The organism is Caulobacter sp. GW821-FHT12F03, assembly GCF_058806855.1.
Window position 1 is genome coordinate 202,855 of record NZ_JBXAQC010000007.1, and the last position, 16,121, is coordinate 218,975.

21 protein-coding genes and 3 tRNA genes are annotated in these 16,121 nt (G+C 68.9%); 3 read left to right on the plus strand and 21 right to left on the minus strand.

The window, feature by feature from the left end; genetic code table 11:
• Window positions 1–2 precede the first annotated feature (2 nt).
• The 4 genes from AC1RN0_RS16280 to AC1RN0_RS16295 all read right to left on the minus strand — a co-directional run bounded on the left by AC1RN0_RS16280 (window position 3) and on the right by AC1RN0_RS16295 (window position 3,613).
• Window positions 3–1,115 carry an SO2930 family diheme c-type cytochrome gene (locus AC1RN0_RS16280; protein WP_492788508.1) on the minus strand — a complete coding sequence of 371 codons (1,113 nt, stop codon included), beginning with the start codon at window positions 1,113–1,115 and terminating at the stop codon, window positions 3–5.
• Window positions 1,112–2,398: a parallel beta-helix domain-containing protein gene (locus tag AC1RN0_RS16285; protein WP_492788509.1), complete on the minus strand. Its 1,287-nt coding sequence runs from the start codon at window positions 2,396–2,398 to the stop codon at window positions 1,112–1,114. Before AC1RN0_RS16285 ends, AC1RN0_RS16280 begins: the two co-directional genes overlap by 4 nt.
• 122 nt (window positions 2,399–2,520) lie before the next feature.
• A complete protein-coding gene (locus AC1RN0_RS16290) occupies window positions 2,521–3,465 on the minus strand; it encodes an NAD(P)H-dependent flavin oxidoreductase (RefSeq protein ID WP_492788510.1) in 945 nt (314 codons plus the stop codon).
• A gap of 71 nt (window positions 3,466–3,536) precedes the next feature.
• Window positions 3,537–3,613 (minus strand) — tRNA-His (locus AC1RN0_RS16295).
• A gap of 92 nt (window positions 3,614–3,705) precedes the next feature.
• On the opposite strand from AC1RN0_RS16295, the gene AC1RN0_RS16300 reads away from it, so the two are divergent.
• Window positions 3,706–4,587, plus strand: coding sequence for an alpha/beta fold hydrolase (locus AC1RN0_RS16300; protein WP_492788511.1), 882 nt, complete (start codon window positions 3,706–3,708; stop codon window positions 4,585–4,587).
• Between the two features lie 161 nt (window positions 4,588–4,748).
• Here the strand turns inward: AC1RN0_RS16300 and AC1RN0_RS16305 are convergent, their stop codons facing one another.
• The 15 genes from AC1RN0_RS16305 to AC1RN0_RS16375 form a co-directional block, all read right to left on the minus strand.
• The gene (locus AC1RN0_RS16305; protein ID WP_492788512.1) at window positions 4,749–5,468 is read right to left on the minus strand and encodes an energy transducer TonB; all 720 of its coding nucleotides are present in this window, start codon (window positions 5,466–5,468) and stop codon (window positions 4,749–4,751) included.
• 3 nt (window positions 5,469–5,471) lie between these two features.
• Window positions 5,472–5,924: an ExbD/TolR family protein gene (locus tag AC1RN0_RS16310; protein ID WP_492788513.1), complete on the minus strand. Its 453-nt coding sequence runs from the start codon at window positions 5,922–5,924 to the stop codon at window positions 5,472–5,474.
• Between the two features lie 6 nt (window positions 5,925–5,930).
• Window positions 5,931–6,827 carry a MotA/TolQ/ExbB proton channel family protein gene (locus AC1RN0_RS16315; RefSeq protein ID WP_492788514.1) on the minus strand — a complete coding sequence of 299 codons (897 nt, stop codon included), beginning with the start codon at window positions 6,825–6,827 and terminating at the stop codon, window positions 5,931–5,933.
• A gap of 478 nt (window positions 6,828–7,305) precedes the next feature.
• Window positions 7,306–7,381, minus strand: a tRNA-Phe gene (locus AC1RN0_RS16320).
• A 91-nt stretch (window positions 7,382–7,472) separates the two neighbouring features.
• On the minus strand, window positions 7,473–7,652 hold the full coding sequence (locus tag AC1RN0_RS16325) for a DNA gyrase inhibitor YacG (RefSeq protein WP_492788515.1): 180 nt from the start codon (window positions 7,650–7,652) through the stop codon (window positions 7,473–7,475).
• On the minus strand, window positions 7,649–8,692 hold the full coding sequence (locus AC1RN0_RS16330) for a ribonuclease E/G (protein WP_492788516.1): 1,044 nt from the start codon (window positions 8,690–8,692) through the stop codon (window positions 7,649–7,651). Before AC1RN0_RS16330 ends, AC1RN0_RS16325 begins: the two co-directional genes overlap by 4 nt.
• Entirely contained in the window at window positions 8,689–9,273 is a 585-nt protein-coding gene (locus tag AC1RN0_RS16335) for a Maf family protein (protein ID WP_492788517.1), read from the minus strand. The genes AC1RN0_RS16330 and AC1RN0_RS16335 overlap by 4 nt, the downstream gene beginning before the upstream one ends.
• Window positions 9,270–9,488, minus strand: coding sequence for a translation initiation factor IF-1 (infA, locus tag AC1RN0_RS16340; protein WP_004617696.1), 219 nt, complete (start codon window positions 9,486–9,488; stop codon window positions 9,270–9,272). The genes AC1RN0_RS16335 and infA overlap by 4 nt, the downstream gene beginning before the upstream one ends.
• 92 nt (window positions 9,489–9,580) lie before the next feature.
• Complete coding sequence (locus tag AC1RN0_RS16345; RefSeq protein ID WP_492788518.1) at window positions 9,581–10,036, minus strand: arsenate-mycothiol transferase ArsC; 456 nt, start codon at window positions 10,034–10,036, stop codon at window positions 9,581–9,583.
• Between the two features lie 6 nt (window positions 10,037–10,042).
• On the minus strand, window positions 10,043–10,519 hold the full coding sequence (locus AC1RN0_RS16350; RefSeq protein ID WP_492788519.1) for a UPF0262 family protein: 477 nt from the start codon (window positions 10,517–10,519) through the stop codon (window positions 10,043–10,045).
• Window positions 10,520–10,541: 22 nt separating this feature from the next.
• Window positions 10,542–11,828, minus strand: coding sequence for a histidinol dehydrogenase (gene hisD / locus AC1RN0_RS16355; RefSeq protein ID WP_492788520.1), 1,287 nt, complete (start codon window positions 11,826–11,828; stop codon window positions 10,542–10,544).
• A 59-nt stretch (window positions 11,829–11,887) separates the two neighbouring features.
• Complete coding sequence (locus AC1RN0_RS16360) at window positions 11,888–12,319, minus strand: DUF2948 family protein (protein WP_492788521.1); 432 nt, start codon at window positions 12,317–12,319, stop codon at window positions 11,888–11,890.
• 2 nt (window positions 12,320–12,321) lie between these two features.
• Window positions 12,322–13,617: a UDP-N-acetylglucosamine 1-carboxyvinyltransferase gene (murA, locus tag AC1RN0_RS16365; protein ID WP_492788522.1), complete on the minus strand. Its 1,296-nt coding sequence runs from the start codon at window positions 13,615–13,617 to the stop codon at window positions 12,322–12,324.
• Window positions 13,618–13,713: 96 nt separating this feature from the next.
• On the minus strand, window positions 13,714–14,091 hold the full coding sequence (locus AC1RN0_RS16370) for a DUF6968 family protein (RefSeq protein WP_492788523.1): 378 nt from the start codon (window positions 14,089–14,091) through the stop codon (window positions 13,714–13,716).
• A complete protein-coding gene (locus AC1RN0_RS16375) occupies window positions 14,088–14,222 on the minus strand; it encodes a hypothetical protein (RefSeq protein WP_492788524.1) in 135 nt (44 codons plus the stop codon). Before AC1RN0_RS16375 ends, AC1RN0_RS16370 begins: the two co-directional genes overlap by 4 nt.
• Before the next feature lie 94 nt (window positions 14,223–14,316).
• On the opposite strand from AC1RN0_RS16375, the gene AC1RN0_RS16380 reads away from it, so the two are divergent.
• Window positions 14,317–14,391 (plus strand) — tRNA-Thr (locus AC1RN0_RS16380).
• Window positions 14,392–14,465: 74 nt separating this feature from the next.
• A complete protein-coding gene (locus tag AC1RN0_RS16385; RefSeq protein ID WP_492788525.1) occupies window positions 14,466–15,011 on the plus strand; it encodes an NUDIX domain-containing protein in 546 nt (181 codons plus the stop codon).
• Here AC1RN0_RS16385 and AC1RN0_RS16390 read toward each other — a convergent pair.
• Together AC1RN0_RS16390 and AC1RN0_RS16395 are read right to left on the minus strand one after the other, a co-directional pair.
• The gene (locus tag AC1RN0_RS16390) at window positions 15,004–15,402 is read right to left on the minus strand and encodes a DUF2177 family protein (protein WP_492788526.1); all 399 of its coding nucleotides are present in this window, start codon (window positions 15,400–15,402) and stop codon (window positions 15,004–15,006) included. The two genes, AC1RN0_RS16385 and AC1RN0_RS16390, sit on opposite strands and share 8 nt — an antisense overlap.
• Window positions 15,403–15,459: 57 nt before the next feature.
• On the minus strand, window positions 15,460–15,987 hold the full coding sequence (locus tag AC1RN0_RS16395) for a hypothetical protein (RefSeq protein ID WP_492788527.1): 528 nt from the start codon (window positions 15,985–15,987) through the stop codon (window positions 15,460–15,462).
• Window positions 15,988–16,121: the final 134 nt, after the last annotated feature.

The following is a 16,121-nucleotide window of genomic DNA, read 5'->3' on the forward strand; positions in this document are numbered from 1 at the left end:
GGTCAGGGGCAGCCGGGCGGCATGGCGGCGATCCAGCGGCGCAGCAGGGCCAGGGCCTCGTCATGGGTCAGGGCCCGGCCCAGTTCCGGCATCATCGCCCCGGGGTCGGTCGAGCCTGTGCGGAACATCAGGATCGACTGGTCCGGCTTGCCCGGGTCGATGTCGTGGCTGAAACCGCCTGTCCCCTGCCCCGCCGCGACCGGCGGCTTGCACAGGCCGAGCGACGCGCCGGCGGGCGACGCCGCGTCCAGATAGAGACCGGAGGTGTCGGCCGGCCCCTTCGGGCTGTGACAATGGCCGCAATTGATGTCGAGCCAGGCCCGGGCGCGGGGCTCGAGCGGAACCGACTCGTCCCGCCAGTCCGGCGCGCGCGCGCGACCGTCGGCCGGCGGGAGACCCTTCAGGTAACCGACCGTCACGAGCCGGTCGAGCTGGTTGAACCGGGCGCCGGCCAGGACCACCTCGCGGTCTAGATGCCGTGATTTCAGCCCGATCGGCAGCAGCGCCTTCGCGGCGTGGTTGGTCGCGTGGCAACCGGCGCACTGGTTGACGTTCGGGACCTGATAGATGAACCCGTCGCTTCGCCCGGGCCGGGTCAGGGTCATCGGGATGGCCTGGCCGATCCGCTTCAGCGTCGCCGCGGTCTGGGCGTCGTTCCAGACATAGGGAAAGGCCGCCCAGCCGTTCGCGCGGCGCACCAGCACCCGGGTTTCGACGAGACGCACCCTGGAAAGGTCGAGCCCCGCCCCGGTGTCGGCGAGCCGCAGGCTGTCGCCCGGCGCGACCGCGCCGTCAGCGGCCTTCGGATAGTAGAAGGTCTTGGTGACGACCGTGCCGACCGGGAAGTCGAACGCGGCGTCGGGCTTCCAGGTCGCGGGCTGCCCCTTCGGCATCCAGACCGTGCGCAGCTTGCCGGCATAGTCGCTGAACAGCGGCGTGTTCAGCTCGTACGGCTCAACACCCTCGGCCAGCGCCAGCCGGCCGTCCCGCACGCCGACCATGCCCCAGTCGGCCAGCGTCTCGGGCATGCCGTCGGCGATGAAGCGCGGCGTCAGGGGCCGCGGCGCGCAGGCCGTCAGGACCAGCGCGGCGAGGAGAAGGACGACGCGTTTCACGGTTTGCCGGGGGCCGGGACCTTGCGCTCGGCCGGGATCGGCCCGGCGGCGGCGACAGTGATCACCGGCAGCGGCGTCAGGCGGCAGCGGACGGCGTCCCCGACGAGGGCGGGCGACTTGTACTTGTGCGGGGCGTCGGCGTTCAGCGTCTGGGCCGCGCCGTTGTCGACGCACACGGCCAGCGCCGGATCAACCTTGCCCCCCTTGAACTTCTTCACATCGACATAGCCGTCCCACAGCACGTCCGGCAGGCTGCCGGTCACCCCGAACATCGCCACGCGCAGCGCCTGCAGGTCCAGGCCGTCCGGCTTGTTCCCGCCGGCCGTGAAGCGGTTGTCGTGGATGAAGATGCTTTCCGGCCAGGGGTCGAAGTTCGGCGCCACGCCCTTGGCGTTCATGTAGCCGGTCGAGAAGTAGCTGGAGATGATCACGTTGGCGGTGTTGTTGCCGCCGATGTCGTTGTCGAAAATCTCCACCTGGTCGTTGGAGTTGATCACCACGCCGGAGCCCGCGGGCACCGAGGCCACAGCCGAACCCTTGCGGCCGAAGTTGCCGGTGTTGTTGCCCTCGACACGGTTGCGGAAAATTCGCGTGGCGAAGCCCGACACCTTCAGGTTTGGCATGTTGAACACCAGGATGCCGCCGGTGTTGCGGGTCGCCAGGTTGTCATAGACGTCGGCGTTCTGGGTGTTCTCGATCTCGATGCCGGCGACGTTGAACTCCGCGCGGTTGCGGCGGACGACGACGTTGTTCGACTGGCCGACATAGATGCCGGCGTCCGACGCGCCGATGGCGACGCTGTCCTCGATCAGCAGGTTGCGCACCTGCACCGGATAGAGGCCGTAGGCGCCGTTGCTGGTCTTCGGCCCGCCCGTCCATTCCGCCCGCACGCGGCGGATGATGATGTTCTCGCCCTCGTTGACCTTCAGGCCGTCGCCCTTGGCGTCCTCGATGGCCAGATCCTCGATGGTGAAGTTGCTGGCGTTGACCAGCAGCCCCTCGGCGCCGGCGGCCTGTCCCTTGAAGCTGAGGATGGTCTTGTCCATGCCCGCGCCGCGGATCGTCACGCCGTCGGCGTCGAGGCTGAGCCCCCGGTCAATGGCGTAGACGCCGGCGGGGATGGTGATCACGTCGCCCGGCTTGGCGTCGATCAGCTGCTGGATCAGCTTGTCCTGGTAGGTGGTGTTCGGCTTGGCCGCCGATCCCCCGCCGCCACAGCCCGCCAGCGCCAGCGCGCCTGCCGCCAACAGCGCGCCCAGCGCGCGATTCCAGCCCTGCCCCATGGGCGATCTCCCGTTCCCGTCCGGCCGGGACTCTGCCGGTCCCGGTTCGTGGCGAAAGGTGGCATGCGTTGTCGTGAGCGGCAACAACGGGGACACGCACCGAAGCGGATGTCCCCGATCCCTCAGGCCTTGCCGTACAGCGCACCGAGCTCGGCGCAGGCCTCGTGGAACTCCCGGACCGTGTCGGCGATGATGTCGGCCACCGGACGGACGCTGTCGATGCGGCCGGCGACCTGGCCGGAGAGGGCGATCGAGGCTTCCATGTCGCCGCCGAAATAGAGGTCCAGCGCCCGGGCCATGACCGGCAAGGGGCCGTCGGCCGGCGGGTTGCGCTCCATCTCGCTGGTCCGCTCGGTGCGCAGCGCGCGCAGGGCCGGCCCCGGGCCGAAGCGGTTGAGGAACACGGTGTCGGTCTCGGACGCCTCGACGATCGCGTCCTTCCAGTTCTGGTGCACCGGCGACTCCGCCGCCGAGACCATGCGGGTGCCCATCTGGATGCCCTCGGCGCCGAGGGCGAAGGCCGCGGCCATGGTGCGGCCGTCGAGCATGCCGCCGGCGGCGATGATCGGCTTGTCGGTCTTGCTGGCGATCAGAGGCAGCAGGACCATCAGGGCCACCTCGCGCGGATTCTTGAACCCGCCGCCCTCCCCGCCCTCGACCACCAGACCGTCGACGCCGGCCGCCAGCGCCTTGAGCGCGGCCGACAACGAGGGGACGACATGGAACACCGTCAGCCCGGCGTCCTTCAGCGGACCGCAGTACTTGTTGGGATCGCCCGCCGAGGTGGTGACGAACTTGACGCCCTGGTCGACGACGAAGCTGACGATGTCGGGGTCCCGCACGAAAGCCTGGGCGATGTTCACCCCGAACGGCTTGTCGGTCAGGCCGCGCATCTTCCTGACCTCCTCGCGCACCTCGTCGAGGCGGCCGGAAGAGGTTTCGATGATGCCGAGCCCCCCGGCGTTGGACACCGCGGAGGCCAGCTGGGCCCGGGCGATCCATCCCATCGGGGCCTGCACGATCGGATACTGCACGCCCAGCAGGCGCGTAATGCGGTTGTCGATCATGGTCGTCTCCCCGGAGTTCGGGCGACGCTACAGACTCAAACAATTGTTTGGAAGGGTGTGAACCTTCGCGATGGTACCGCCTCTCAGGCTTGAACTGAGGACCTCCGGTTCCACAAACCGGCGCTCTAACCAACTGAGCTAAGGCGGCGCGCTTTCGCGAAGGGAGGGGTTTAGTCGCACCGCGCCGCGCGATCAAGAGCGGTGCTTGCGTCGGAGGCGAGAGAACCGCAACCTCGGCGCATGACCGAGATCACAACCCGCACCCTTGAGGCCAACGGCCTGTCCTTCGTCATCGATGAAGCCGGCGAAGGCGATAACGTCGCCCTGTTCCTGCACGGCTTTCCCGAGAGCAAGCACAGCTGGCGGCACCAGTTACCGCTGCTGGCGAAACTGGGCTGGCGGGCGGTGGCCTTCGACCAGCGCGGCTACGGCGATTCCAGCCGGCCGAAGGGGGTGAAGGCCTACGACCTCGAGAATCTGATGGCCGACGCCGGGGCTGTGTTCGACGCCCTGGGGGCCAGGCGGCGGCTGCTGATCGCCCACGACTGGGGGGCGATCGTCGCCTGGTGCTTCGCCATGGACCGGATCCGCGATCTTGAGGGCCTGGTGATCATGAACGTGCCGCACCCGGCGGTCTTCCAGGCCGACATCCGCACCAACGCCGCGCAGCGGAAGAAGTCCTGGTACGTGTTCTTCTTCCAGATCCCGTGGCTGCCGGAGGCGGTGCTCACCGCCAACGGCGCGCGGGCCATCGGCCGGGCCTTCAGCGACATGGCGGTCGACAAGAGCCGCTTCACCGAAGCCGACCTCGACCACTACCGGCAGAACGCCCTGAAGCCGGGCGCCGCCACCGCCATGGTCAACTGGTACCGGGCCGGCGCGCGCAACGGCATGAAGAAGTGGGCGCCGGGCAAGGCCCCGGTGATCGACATCCCGACCCTGATGATCTGGGGCGAGGAGGACACCGCCCTCGGCATCGAGCTGACCGAAGGCTACGGCCCCTATGTGAAGGACTTCACCCTGCAGCGCCTGCCCGGCGTCTCGCACTGGGTGCAGCAGGAAGCGCCCGAGGCCGTCAACGCGCGGCTGGAGTCCTGGCTGAAGGAGAAGGGGCTGGCATGAGGGGACTGCTTGCGCTGTCCCCGCGTTCAGCGGTCACGACGGGGACAGGTTAAGCAGTCCCGAGGGACAGCTTAACCTGTCCCCGTTTCTCCTGCCCCGCAAAGCAAAACGCCCCGGAGGTTTCCCTCCGGGGCGTTCGCATCTGGTCCAGGGACCGAAGACTACTGCGGCAGCTTCCACACGAGCGGAATGCGAACCGTAGCGCCATCGACCGGCGAGCCGTCACGCGTCTGGGGCTTCATCTTGAACAGACGAGAAGCCTTCAGCGTGGCGTCCCCGAAGCCCATGTCCGGCGGATCTTCCGAAACCACCTCGCAGGCCTCAAGCGTGCCGTTCGCCTTCACCTTGCAGACGATCGTCGCCCGGCCTTCCCGTTCCAGGCGCTGGGCCCGGTCCGGATAGAAGCGGTTCAGGTCGTCCGAGCTGGGCTTACGCGACCAGTCCGGATTGCTGATGATCGACGGCCGCGGCGGAGTCGGAGGAGACGGCGGCGCGATCACGGGCGGAGCCGTGGTCTCGACGCGATCCTTCTTCTCGACCGGCGGCACCTGCAGCGGCGGCGGCGGCGCGATATCCGGCGGCACGACGGCCGGCGGACGCGGCTGCAGCTTGGCCGGGGGCGGCGGCTTCTCCGTCGGCGGAGGAGGCGGCGGCGGCGGCGGCGGCGGGGGCGGCGGCTTGATCAGCTGGGTGTCCAGCTTCTCATCCTCGAACGGCTTCTCCTTGATGGCGAACTTGGATTGCGCCACCCAGAAGATGAGGCCTGCGTTCAGCGCGAGCGCCAGCGCAAGACCAACCATAAAGCCGCCACCGTTCTTCGGCGCCGGAGCGTCGAAGGGATTGTGGACGCGGTGCGGAGCGTCATTTTCATGCTCTGCCATGCGTCACCTTCCCCCGGCGGGTTCGCTGTTGTCCTCACCGATGAGGGCCACGCTGTAGAAGTTGTTATCCTGCAACGTGTTCATCAACTGCATGAAGTCGCCGTACCGGACCTTCTTGTCGCCGCGGATGAAGATCCGCGCCGTGGCCTGACTCCGGACGGGAATTTGAGTCCGAAGATCATCACCAATCGAGGCCAGGTCAGTGGGGTTATCTCCAAGGAAGATGTCCCCGTTCGGCGTGATCGAAATGTAAACCGGCGTGGGCGGGTTCGGTCGGGGCTTGGCTACCGCGGTGGGCAACTTCACCTCGATCGAGACCGATGCCAGCGGCGCCGCAACCATGAAGATGATCAGGAGGACCAGCATGACGTCCACGAAGGGCGTCACATTGATTTCGCTGTTCTGCTCTACCTGGTACCTGCCACCGCCGCCGGAGCCCGAGAGTTTGGCGGCCATCTGTGCTTAAGCCCCTTTGTCGAGCTGCCGCGAGATGTTGTTCATCAGCTCGGCGTTGAAACCATCCGACCGCGTCCCGTACGCGGAAACCCGCGTCTGGAAGTAGTTGTAGAAGATAACCGCGGGGATAGCGGCGAACAGACCGATACCGGTGGCGAGCAGGGCCTCGGCGATGCCGGGGGCCACGACGGCCAGGTTGGTCGTGTTCGATTCGGCGATGCCGATGAAGGAGTTCATGATCCCGTACACGGTGCCGAACAGACCGATGAACGGACCGGACGAACCGACGGAGGCCAGGAACTGCATGCCGCTCGAGAGGCGCTTGGAGAGCGACGACTGAACAGCGCCGACGGCGGTCTGCGCACGCATGATCGTCGTGTCGCGGTGGGCGCCGTTAACCGCCAGGCCAGCCTGACGCGACAGTTCCACTTCGGAGGCGGCCGCGGCGGCCATGTCGGCCAGCGGGTTGCCTTCGAATTCGTCCGACAGGGCGATACGGCCCATGTCAGCGATGGACTTGGCGCCGCGGAAGGCTTCCACGAAGCGGTCCGACTTGCGGTTCAGCGAACCGAACTCGAGCAGCTTGGTGACCAGCAGGGTCCACGAGAACACCGAGGCCAGCAGCAGGCCGAGCATGACGACCTTAACCACCGCCTTGGCGTCACGGAACATCGTGATCGGCGTGATGTGCGATTCTTTCTTGGGAGCCGGCGCGGCGGCCGGGGCGGCCGGTTCGGGAGCCGGAGCAACGGCAGGAGCCGCGGCGGCGTCGGCAGCAGGGGCGGCCGCAGCAGCGTCGGCGGCCGGAGCAGCCGCGTCCTGCGCAAAGGCCGGAGCGCTCATCATCAGCGCCGCGGCGCCGAGGATAGCAATGAGGGGGGTCATTCGTTTGTTGTCGAGCATCTTTCGCCAGTTCCTGGTTGGTCTAGCTAGTTTGGACCGAGGGTCGTCGCGCGAAGCGTCTCCACCCTACTATGAAAACATTGCCGGCCTTAGAGCCTTGCGACTCCAAACGCCGGAAAACCGCTGTCGCTGCACCGACCCGCTACGCCGGTCCTGAACCCTGTGAGTCCAGAATGGCGTTTCGAAGGCGCAAGACGGCCCGACGAACCGAAGTCCGTCAGGTCGATCGGCCAAGTTAGACTTGGCGTATGGGCCCTTTGGCAACCCCCATTCGCATCGTCAAGAGTGTTTGCACGGTGAATTCATTCCCCAAAATCAAGGGGAAGGCGGGTTTTTTTGCACTGCACAATCTGATTATCGGGAGAGATCGGGACTTTTTCTCCTGATTGGAGAAAGCGCATGTTGCGACGCAACATCACTGGCGGAACATGGGTCTTTTCCGGGAACTTCTCGCACGGCGCGAATGTGCGGTGGGGGATGGTGCCTGGGGGCGGATTCGAACCACCGACACGCGGATTTTCAATCCGCTGCTCTACCAACTGAGCTACCCAGGCCAAGGCCCGAAAAGGCGCCCCGCGTCGCGGGAGCCGCGTCTATAAAAGAGCCCCCGCAGCAAGTCCAGCGCGCTTTCGGCCCTTCGGCAAACTAGTGCCCGTCCCCGCCCTCGCCGTCGGATTCGTCGTCCGTCTCGACCACGGGAATGGCGTAGGCCCCGGTGAGCCACTTCTGCAGGTCGATGTCGGCGCAGCGCTTGGAGCAGAACGGCCGGTAGGCCGGATCCATCGGCTTGTCACAGCGCGCGCATTTGCGAACCGGCCCGGTCATGCGCCAGACACCTCAAGGCGATCGACGGGCCAGCCCTCGCGGGCCTCGACCGTGAAGCGGGCGCCGAGCTTGTCGGTGAGGCCGGCGCGAAGGGGGGCGAAGGCCTGCAGCACGGACGGCGCGCAGGCGGCGGCGAGCCGCCCGCCCGGGTCAGCCCGCCCTTCCCGCTCGATCCGCCGCGCGAGACGCAGGGCGACCGTCAGCGGCGTCAGGGCGCCCGTCCCGTCCGTCAGGACGTCCAGCACGGGCCGCCGGCGGCGGGGGACGGTCAGGGTCAGGGTGCCGAAGCGGCTGATCTGGTCGATGGCCACGCCCGGATTGTCCGGCCCGAAGGCAGCCCGCGCCGCGCCGAGCAGCGCCTTGCCGTCGTGGCCCCGGCCGACGAAGTCGAACACCACCAGACCGCCCAGCCCCTTGAGCCGCAACAGGCGGGCCGCCGCGCCGATGGCCGTCAGATTGGCCAGCCGCGCCGCGCGCTTGGTGTCGCTGCCCGGCCGGCCGCCGAGGTCGACGTCGATGGAGACCAGGGCGCGGGTCGGCTCGATGGCCATCGATCCGCCGCCCGGCAGGGGATGGATGGTGTCCAGCGCCTCGGCCTCGGCCGCGTCGGCGGCCTCGCGGGCGCCGAAGCCCTCGACCACCTTGCCGCCCTTGGCCAGGTCGCGGATCTCGGCCTCGACGTCCGGCGCGGCCTGCAGCAGGCGCGGTTCGCCCTCGGCCGGCCCGATCAGCCTGACCGTCGCAAGCTTGTCCTGGCGCGCCTCGGTGCGGATCTCGACCTCGATCGACGCGCCACGCACCGGCGGAAGCTCGTCGGGGCGCAGCGAATAGAGCGCTTCCACCCCGCCCGGCAGATCGAGGAAGGCCACGCCGATGGCCTTTTCGACCGAGCGGACCCGCGCGACGTTGCGCGCGAACAGCTCCAGCGCTGGAACGTCGCCGTCCCGCTGGATCAGCAGCCGTTCGGGTCGGCCGTCCAGCGTGACCACGCCGCGCGTTTCGCCGACGCCGCGATCGAGGAAGAACTGGCGGCCGCTCACGCCCGCCAGCCCAGGCCGGTCAGCAGGCTGACGGTCTCATAGAGCGGAAGGCCGACGACCGAGGAATAGGAGCCCTGGAGTCCGGTCACGAAGGCCCCTGCCCGCTGGTGAATCTTGTAGCCGCCCGCGGCGTCGCGCCAGTCGCCCGAGGCGATGAAGGCGTCCGCCTCCTGCGGATCGACGCGTTTGAACCGGACGCGGGTCTCGACCACCCGCTCGGCCGAGCGGCCGTCGGGCGCCCGGACGACCAGACCGGTCAGGACCATGTGGGCGCGACCTGACAGCAGGGCGAGCATGGCCCGCGCCTCGGCTTCGGTTTCGGGCTTGTTGAGAATCCGCCGGCCGACCGCGACCAGGGTATCGGCGCCGAGAACAAAGGCGCCGGGCCGACGCGCAGCGACGACAGCCGTCTTCTCCTGCGCCAGGCGCAGGGCCAGGCGACGCGGCGTCTCGTCGCGTCCCGGGGTCTCGTCGATGTCGGCGGGATCGACATGGTCGGGCGTGATCCCGACCTGCCTGAGCAACTCAAGCCGTCTGGGGCTGGCGCTGGCCAGAACCAGAGGGCCTCTGGACGTGCTCACTTGAAGCGGTAGGTGATGCGCCCCTTGGTCAGGTCGTAGGGCGTCATTTCGACCAGCACCTTGTCGCCGGCCAGCACGCGGATGCGGTTCTTGCGCATCTTGCCCGCGGTGTGGGCGATGATTTCGTGATCGTTTTCCAGTTTCACGCGGAACGTGGCGTTCGGCAGCAGCTCGCTGACGGTGCCGGGAAACTCAAGAAGTTCTTCTTTAGCCATAGGCCTCTCGAATACGTCCAAATAAGCAAACGGCCCGCGCCGAACACGATTCGGGACGCGAGCCGAGGCTCCAAGCGCGTAGTATAGCGCGGCTAGCCCCCGAAAGTCGACGCCTTGCCGAACCGCTCGCGGATACGGCGCGCCAGTTCATCGCGGACCTGCCGGTAGGCCTCCAGCCGCTGCTCGCGCGTGCCGTCCGTCAGGGTGGGGTCAAGGGTCGGCCAGTATTCGATATCGACCGCCCTGCCCCGCGCCAGCTCGACCGCCCGGTGCTGCGCCTCGGGGGTCAGGGAGATGACCAGGTCGAACGACTCATCCTCCAGGTCGTCGAAGGTCTTGGGCCTGAACCCGGTCAGATCGCCGCCGATCTCGTCAATCACCGCCGCGGCGAAGGGATCGACCTCCTTCTCGCCCGGCTCACGGCGCAGGCCGACGCTGTCGACGAACACGCGGTCGCCGTGGACCATGCGCATCAGCGCCTCGGCCATCGGTGAGCGCACACGGTTGAAGTTGCAGGCGAACAGAACCGCCCCCGGAAGCCCGCCCACCGGCCGTCAGCCCCGCCAGTGCAGGGCGCAGATGAGAGTGAACAGACGCCGCGCCGTGTCCAGGTCGGTCTTCACCTTGCCCTCGAGCCGGGCCTGCAGAAGGGTCGAGCCTTCGTTGTGCAGGCCGCGCCGGCCCATATCCAGCGCCTCGATCTGGGCCGGCGTGGAGTTGCGGATGGCCTGGTAGTAGCTGGCGCAGATCATGAAATAGTCGCGGATCACGCCCCGAAACGGCGAGAGCGACAGCAGGTGGGTCACGTCGAGGCCCGGCCCGGTGATGTGCAGGCCCAGCCGGTTCTCGGCCAGCGCGATCTTCAGGTCATAGGGCCCGCCGGTCGCGCCGACGGGCTGGAAATAGTTGTCCTCCAGCAGATCGAAGATGGCGATCTGCCGTTCCTGCTCCTGGTCGCGCGACACCGCGCCGAGGGAATCCTCGTCGAGTTCAACGGTCTTCAGGCGGTGGAGGGCGCGGTCGTCGGTCATGTGAGACGGACAGGTTCCCCGTTCAGTCGGTCGAACGCAACCGCAACGCCGCCGAAAGCGCGTGCGCGGGCAGGCCTTCCGCCTCGGCGAGGGCGACCGTGTGCGGACCGAGCCGGCCGAAGGCGGCGGCGTCGCACTTCACGATCGAGGTCCGCTTGAGGAAATCATAGATCGACAGGCCGGACTGGAACCGCGCCGCGCGGCTGGTCGGCAGCACGTGGTTGGAGCCGGCCACGTAATCGCCGATGGCTTCGGGGGTGTAGCGGCCGAGGAAGATGGCCCCGGCGTGCCGAACACGGTCGGCCAGGGCCTCCGGATCGGCGACGCAGAACTCGACATGCTCGGGCGCGATCAGGTCGACCAGCGCCGGACTGTCGCCGAGCGGCGCGATGATCACCGCGCCGTGGTCGCGCCAGGACGCGGCGGCGTCCTCGCCGGTGGCCAGCGTCTTCAGCCCGCGCGCGACGGCGGCCTCGACGGCGGCGGCGAAGGCCTCGTCGTCGGTGATCAGGATCGACTGGGCGGCCGGGTCGTGTTCGGCCTGCGACAGGAGGTCGGCGGCGATCCAGTCGGGATTGTTGTCGGCGTCGGCGACCACCACGATCTCGGACGGCCCCGCCAGCGCGTCGATGCCGACCACGCCGTACAGCCGGCGCTTGGCGGCGGTCACGTAGGCGTTGCCCGGCCCGACGATCTTGTCGACCGGCTGGATCGGCCCCGCGCCCCAGGCCAGGGCGGCGACCGCCTGGGCCCCGCCGATGCGCCAGATCTCCGTAACGCCCGCCTCTTTCGCGGCGGCCAGCACGGCCGGCTGCAGCCTGCCGGGCGGCGTGACCATGGCGATGCGGTCGACGCCGGCGACGGCCGCCGGCACGCAGTTCATCAGCACGGTCGAGGGGTAGGCCGCGCGGCCGCCGGGCACATAGACGCCGACGGCCTCCAGCGGCGTCCAGCGCCAGCCCAGCTCGACGCCGGCCTCATCGGTCCAGCGCTGGTCGGCGGGCTTCTGGCGGGTGTGGTAGGCGCGGATGCGGGCGGCGGCGAAGGCGATCGCCTTACGCACGGCCGGCTCGCAGGCGGCGACCCCGGCGTCGATCTCGGCGGCCGTGACCCGCACTGTATCCTCGGTCAGGTCGACGCGGTCGAACCTGCGCGTGTAGTCGAGCACCGCCTTGAGGCCATCGGCCTTCACCGCGGCCAGCACCTCGGCGGCCGCGGCGTCGACATCGGCGGGCGAGCCCCGCCGTTCATTCAGGAAGTCCCTGAAGGCGGCGGTGAAATCCGGGTCTGTGGAACGGAAACGGCGCATGGCGGCTACATGGCCGTTTTCAGCGCAAACTCAAGCCTTCATTACAGTCGCCGGCCGCGTCAATCCGCGTGCGTCGGCGTCCGCGGCGTGGGCCAGGGCGTCGAGACATCGGCCAGCACCGCCTCGATGCACTCGACCTCGACCCGAAGGTCACCGCCGCCGGCGAAGGTGAACACCACCGCTCCGCCCGGCGCCTCGCCGGGTTCGAAACCCAGCGCCAGCAGTTCGACGACGGCGCCTTTCGCGTCCCGTCGCAGCTTGCGGCTCTTCACGCCGAGCACGCCGGCCAGCTGCAGGCCGGCTCGGACCCGCTCGTGGGTTCGCTCGTCGCGTTCCCAGCGATAGCGGTTGAACGCCACCGTCAGCCGCCGCGCCTTCGGCTCGAAGGCGATGTCGCCGATCTTCGCGACGGCGTCCTGCAGCGCGGCCGAAATGACCGACAGGTCTTCGGCGTCCTGGGCCAGCAGGCGGAGCGGCGCGGGGGTGGACATGTTCAGTCCTCGGACTCCGTCGGCCCGTCGCCCTTGATGCGGCGGACATTGGCGCCGCAGGCGCCGAGCTTCTCTTCCAGCCGCTCGAACCCGCGGTCGAGGTGATAGACGCGGCCGACCGTGGTCTCGCCCTCGGCGGCCAGGCCGGCGATGACCAGGCTGACCGAGGCCCGCAGGTCCGTGGCCATGACCTGGGCACCCTCAAGCCGCTCGACGCCGCGCACGCGCGCCTCGCCGCCCGACACGGTGATGTCCGCGCCCAGACGGGCCAGTTCCGGCGCGTGCATGAACCGGTTCTCGAAGATGTGCTCGCGGATGACGCTCTCGCCCTCGGCCAGGGTCATCAGCGCCATGAACTGCGCCTGCAGGTCGGTGGCGAAGCCCGGATAGACGCCGGTGTCGATGTCGACCGCCTTCAGCCGCGCGCCGTTGCGGCGGATGATCACGCCGTCATTGGTGCGCTCGACGCCTGCGCCGGCTTCCTCGATCTTGAGCAGCAGGGCCTCGATCAGGTCGGCGCGGGTGTTGGTCAGACGAACCTCGCCACCGGCCATGGCCGCGGCGACGGCGTAGGTGCCGGCCTCGATCCGGTCGGTGATCACGGCGTGCTTGGCGCCCGACAGCCGGCTGACGCCGGTGATGCGGACCTCCGACGTGCCGGCGCCCTCGACCTTCGCCCCCATCTTGTTCAGGCATTCGGCCAGGTCGATGAGCTCGGGCTCGCAGGCGGCGTTCTTCAGCACCGTCTCGCCCTTCGCCAAGACCGCCGTCAGCATGGCGTGCTCGGTCGCGCCGACGGAGACGAACGGGAACTCGATCTCCGCGCCCTTCAGGCCGCGCGGGGCCTGGGCGTAGACATACCCCTCATGCAGGTCGATCTGGGCGCCGAGCGCTTCCAGGGCCTTCAGATGCAGGTCGACCGGCCGCGCCCCGATGGTGCAGCCCCCCGGCAGGCTGACCTTGGCCTGGCCGGTGCGGGCGATCAGCGGGCCCAGCACGTTGAAGCTGGCGCGCATCTGGCGCACGAGATCGTAGGGCGCGAACGAGGAGACGATCTCGGGCGTGTGCAGGATGGTCTCGGAGCCTGTCGGGCCCTCCCGCTCGTCGACCATCGTGCCCAGCCGCGTCAGCAGGGTGCCGAGAAAGCGGGTGTCCGCCAGACGCGGCATGTTGGTCAGGTGCAGCGGCTCGTCGGTGAGCAGACTGGCGGCCATCAGCTTGATGGCGGAATTCTTGGCGCCGCTGATCTGGATTTCTCCATTCAGCCGCGCGCCGCCGATGATGGCGATGCGGTCCATTCAGGCCCCTCGAGACGCCGGCAGCCCGTCGCTCCGGCGGCGTGTCACATGTGAGGTTCGGGTTCTAGCGGGCGCAAGGCCCGGCGCAAGACTCACTTATGCTTGATGGCCGGCCTCCCCCGGCCGCCGGAACAGGGTCGCGGCGACGTAGGGACCACCCTCGGCATACTCCAGCCCGTACTTTTCAAGGGCCAGTTCGAGTTCGACGTGCGCGAGGAACAGCGCGTGTTCGATGGCCTGCATCGGATCTACGCCAAAAAAAGCCCGTCCGTGCTCGGCCACATGCTCCCGGTCCAGGCCGACGATCCGCAGCGCGCAGGCCCAGTCGTGCGTGTCCGCGATGGGAAAGGCGTCCGAGATCTCGACGGTCACGTCGAACGGCTCACCCTGCGGCGGGGTCGTTGCGCGCAAACGCCGGATGGTTTTGTAGGGCCTGGGGGCGAGGCAGGCGGTCGCGGCGGGGTGCGTGGTCATGGCTTGGTGGCCGGCTTGGCCGAATCCTTCGGCGCGGCCTTGCGCCGCCTGAGGTTGGCGCGCAGGGCCTGGGCCAGTTTCGCCTCCCGGTCGGCCTTCGGCGGGAGCGGGTTCTGCGGCGTTTTCGTCATGCCGACAGCAGCGCATTGCGCATACCGACGCGTCAAGCAGGATTAGCCCTTCCCATGCCGCCCGGGTTTCGCTATCAGGCGCGCCTCGTCTTTCGCCGCCGTAGCTCAGTGGTAGAGCGCATCCTTGGTAAGGCTGAGGTCGGCAGTTCAATCCTGCCCGGCGGCACCATTCCCTGAACCAGAGGGAGAGAGACGATGAGACGACCCCGAAAAGATGGCGGCTTCCCTCCGGCAGACATGCCGGTGAGAACCGTCCATTCGGGGTGGCTCGACCTGCATCTGGTCGATCTGACCAATCCCGACGGCTCGACCTATGACCGCTACGTCGAGGACCACGGCCGCGCGGCGGCCGTTCTGCCTTACAATCCAACGACCCGCATGGCGCTGCTGGTGACCATGCCGCGGGCAGCCTTGCGATTCGCCGGCGGCGACGATGTCCTTGAGGCTCCGGCCGGGCTGATCGACCACGGCGAGACCGCGCTGCAGAGCGCGCGCCGCGAACTGGTCGAGGAAGCGGGTCTGGAAGTCGACGCCCTCGAGCCGGCCGGCGCGATTCTGACCTCACCCGGCATCTCGACCGAGCGAATCGATCTGTTCCTGGCCGCCTACGACGACTCCCAGCGCACGGGCGCCGGCGGCGGTCTGGAAGACGAGAATGAAAACATCACGGTCGTGGAGATGCCGCTCGCGGAGCTCTGGACGCTGATGGAGAGCGACATGGCGTCCGACGCGAAGACGCGGGTGCTGGTGCAGACCCTGCGGATCCGCAGGCCCGACCTGTTCAGCTGAAGCGGGCGGCGGCGGCGTAGCCGGCCAGCGCGGCGACGGCTGTCACCACCATGCCCCAGACCAGGTCCGGCGCGACCACGCGCACCGGAAAGCCCTTCAGGGTCGCCAGGTTGGTCAGGTCATAGGTGGCGTAGGCGACCAGGCCGAACAGCGCGCCCTGCAGCAACGCCCGCGTCCAGCCGCCCGATTCGAGCGCCGGCTTCACGGCGAAGAACACCACCCCGAACAGGTAGAGGGCATAAAAGGCCGCCGCCGCGCCCATGTTGGGCTTCTCCAGCAGCATCGCGCCGAACTCGCGCTGGTAGAGCTTCTGCGCCACCACGCCGAGCCACAGGGCGTCGAGGGCGAGGAAACTGACGGAGGCGGCGGCGTAGGCGGCGATCCAGCTCATGGCGGGGTCCTCGTGCGGGTTCACGTGAGATCTAGACCGCCCGGTCCGTCCGCCAAGTCATCCCTGGTCGTCGCGACGCGGCGCGCGGTCGCCGAACCACCAGGCCAGCGCCGTCGAGGCCGAGAAAGCGATCGTCTCCACGGCCGTGCGAACGATGCCGGCGGCGGTGTCGGCGGCCAGCGCCCCGCTCATCGCCGACAGGAACAGCACGGCGAACAGGATCCACAGCAGCAGGGTCAGGGCCGGCCGGGTCAGGGCCCGCACGGCGGAAACCCAGGGCCAGCTCTGGCCGACCTGGGCCTCGGCCCGCAACGAGGCGTCGAGGCCGCGCCAGGAGCCCTCCGCGTCGGTCTGGACCAGCGCCAGCCTGGCCTCCTCGACCCGCCCGGCCCTGGCCTCGGCCGCCAGCTTCAGGTCGTGGCCCCAGCGCTCGACCTCGTGGGCCATTTCCAGCTGGCGATCCTTGCGCTTCTCGCGCGTCTCGAAGATGCCGAGCCCCCGGTTCAGAATCGAGCCGAAGGCGCCGAAGGCCGCGCCGAGGGCGCCGCCCGCCAGACCGCCGCCGGCGGTGGTGATGATGTCCATGATGGCCTCCTTCAGCCGATTGCGATGATCCAGACTTCGCCGCGCCCGCCGGCGCCGCCCGGGCCGGAGGTCCAGGCGTCGCGGCTGCCCGCGCCGCCACCCCCACCGCCGCCGGGCGCGCCCCCGGCTCCGCC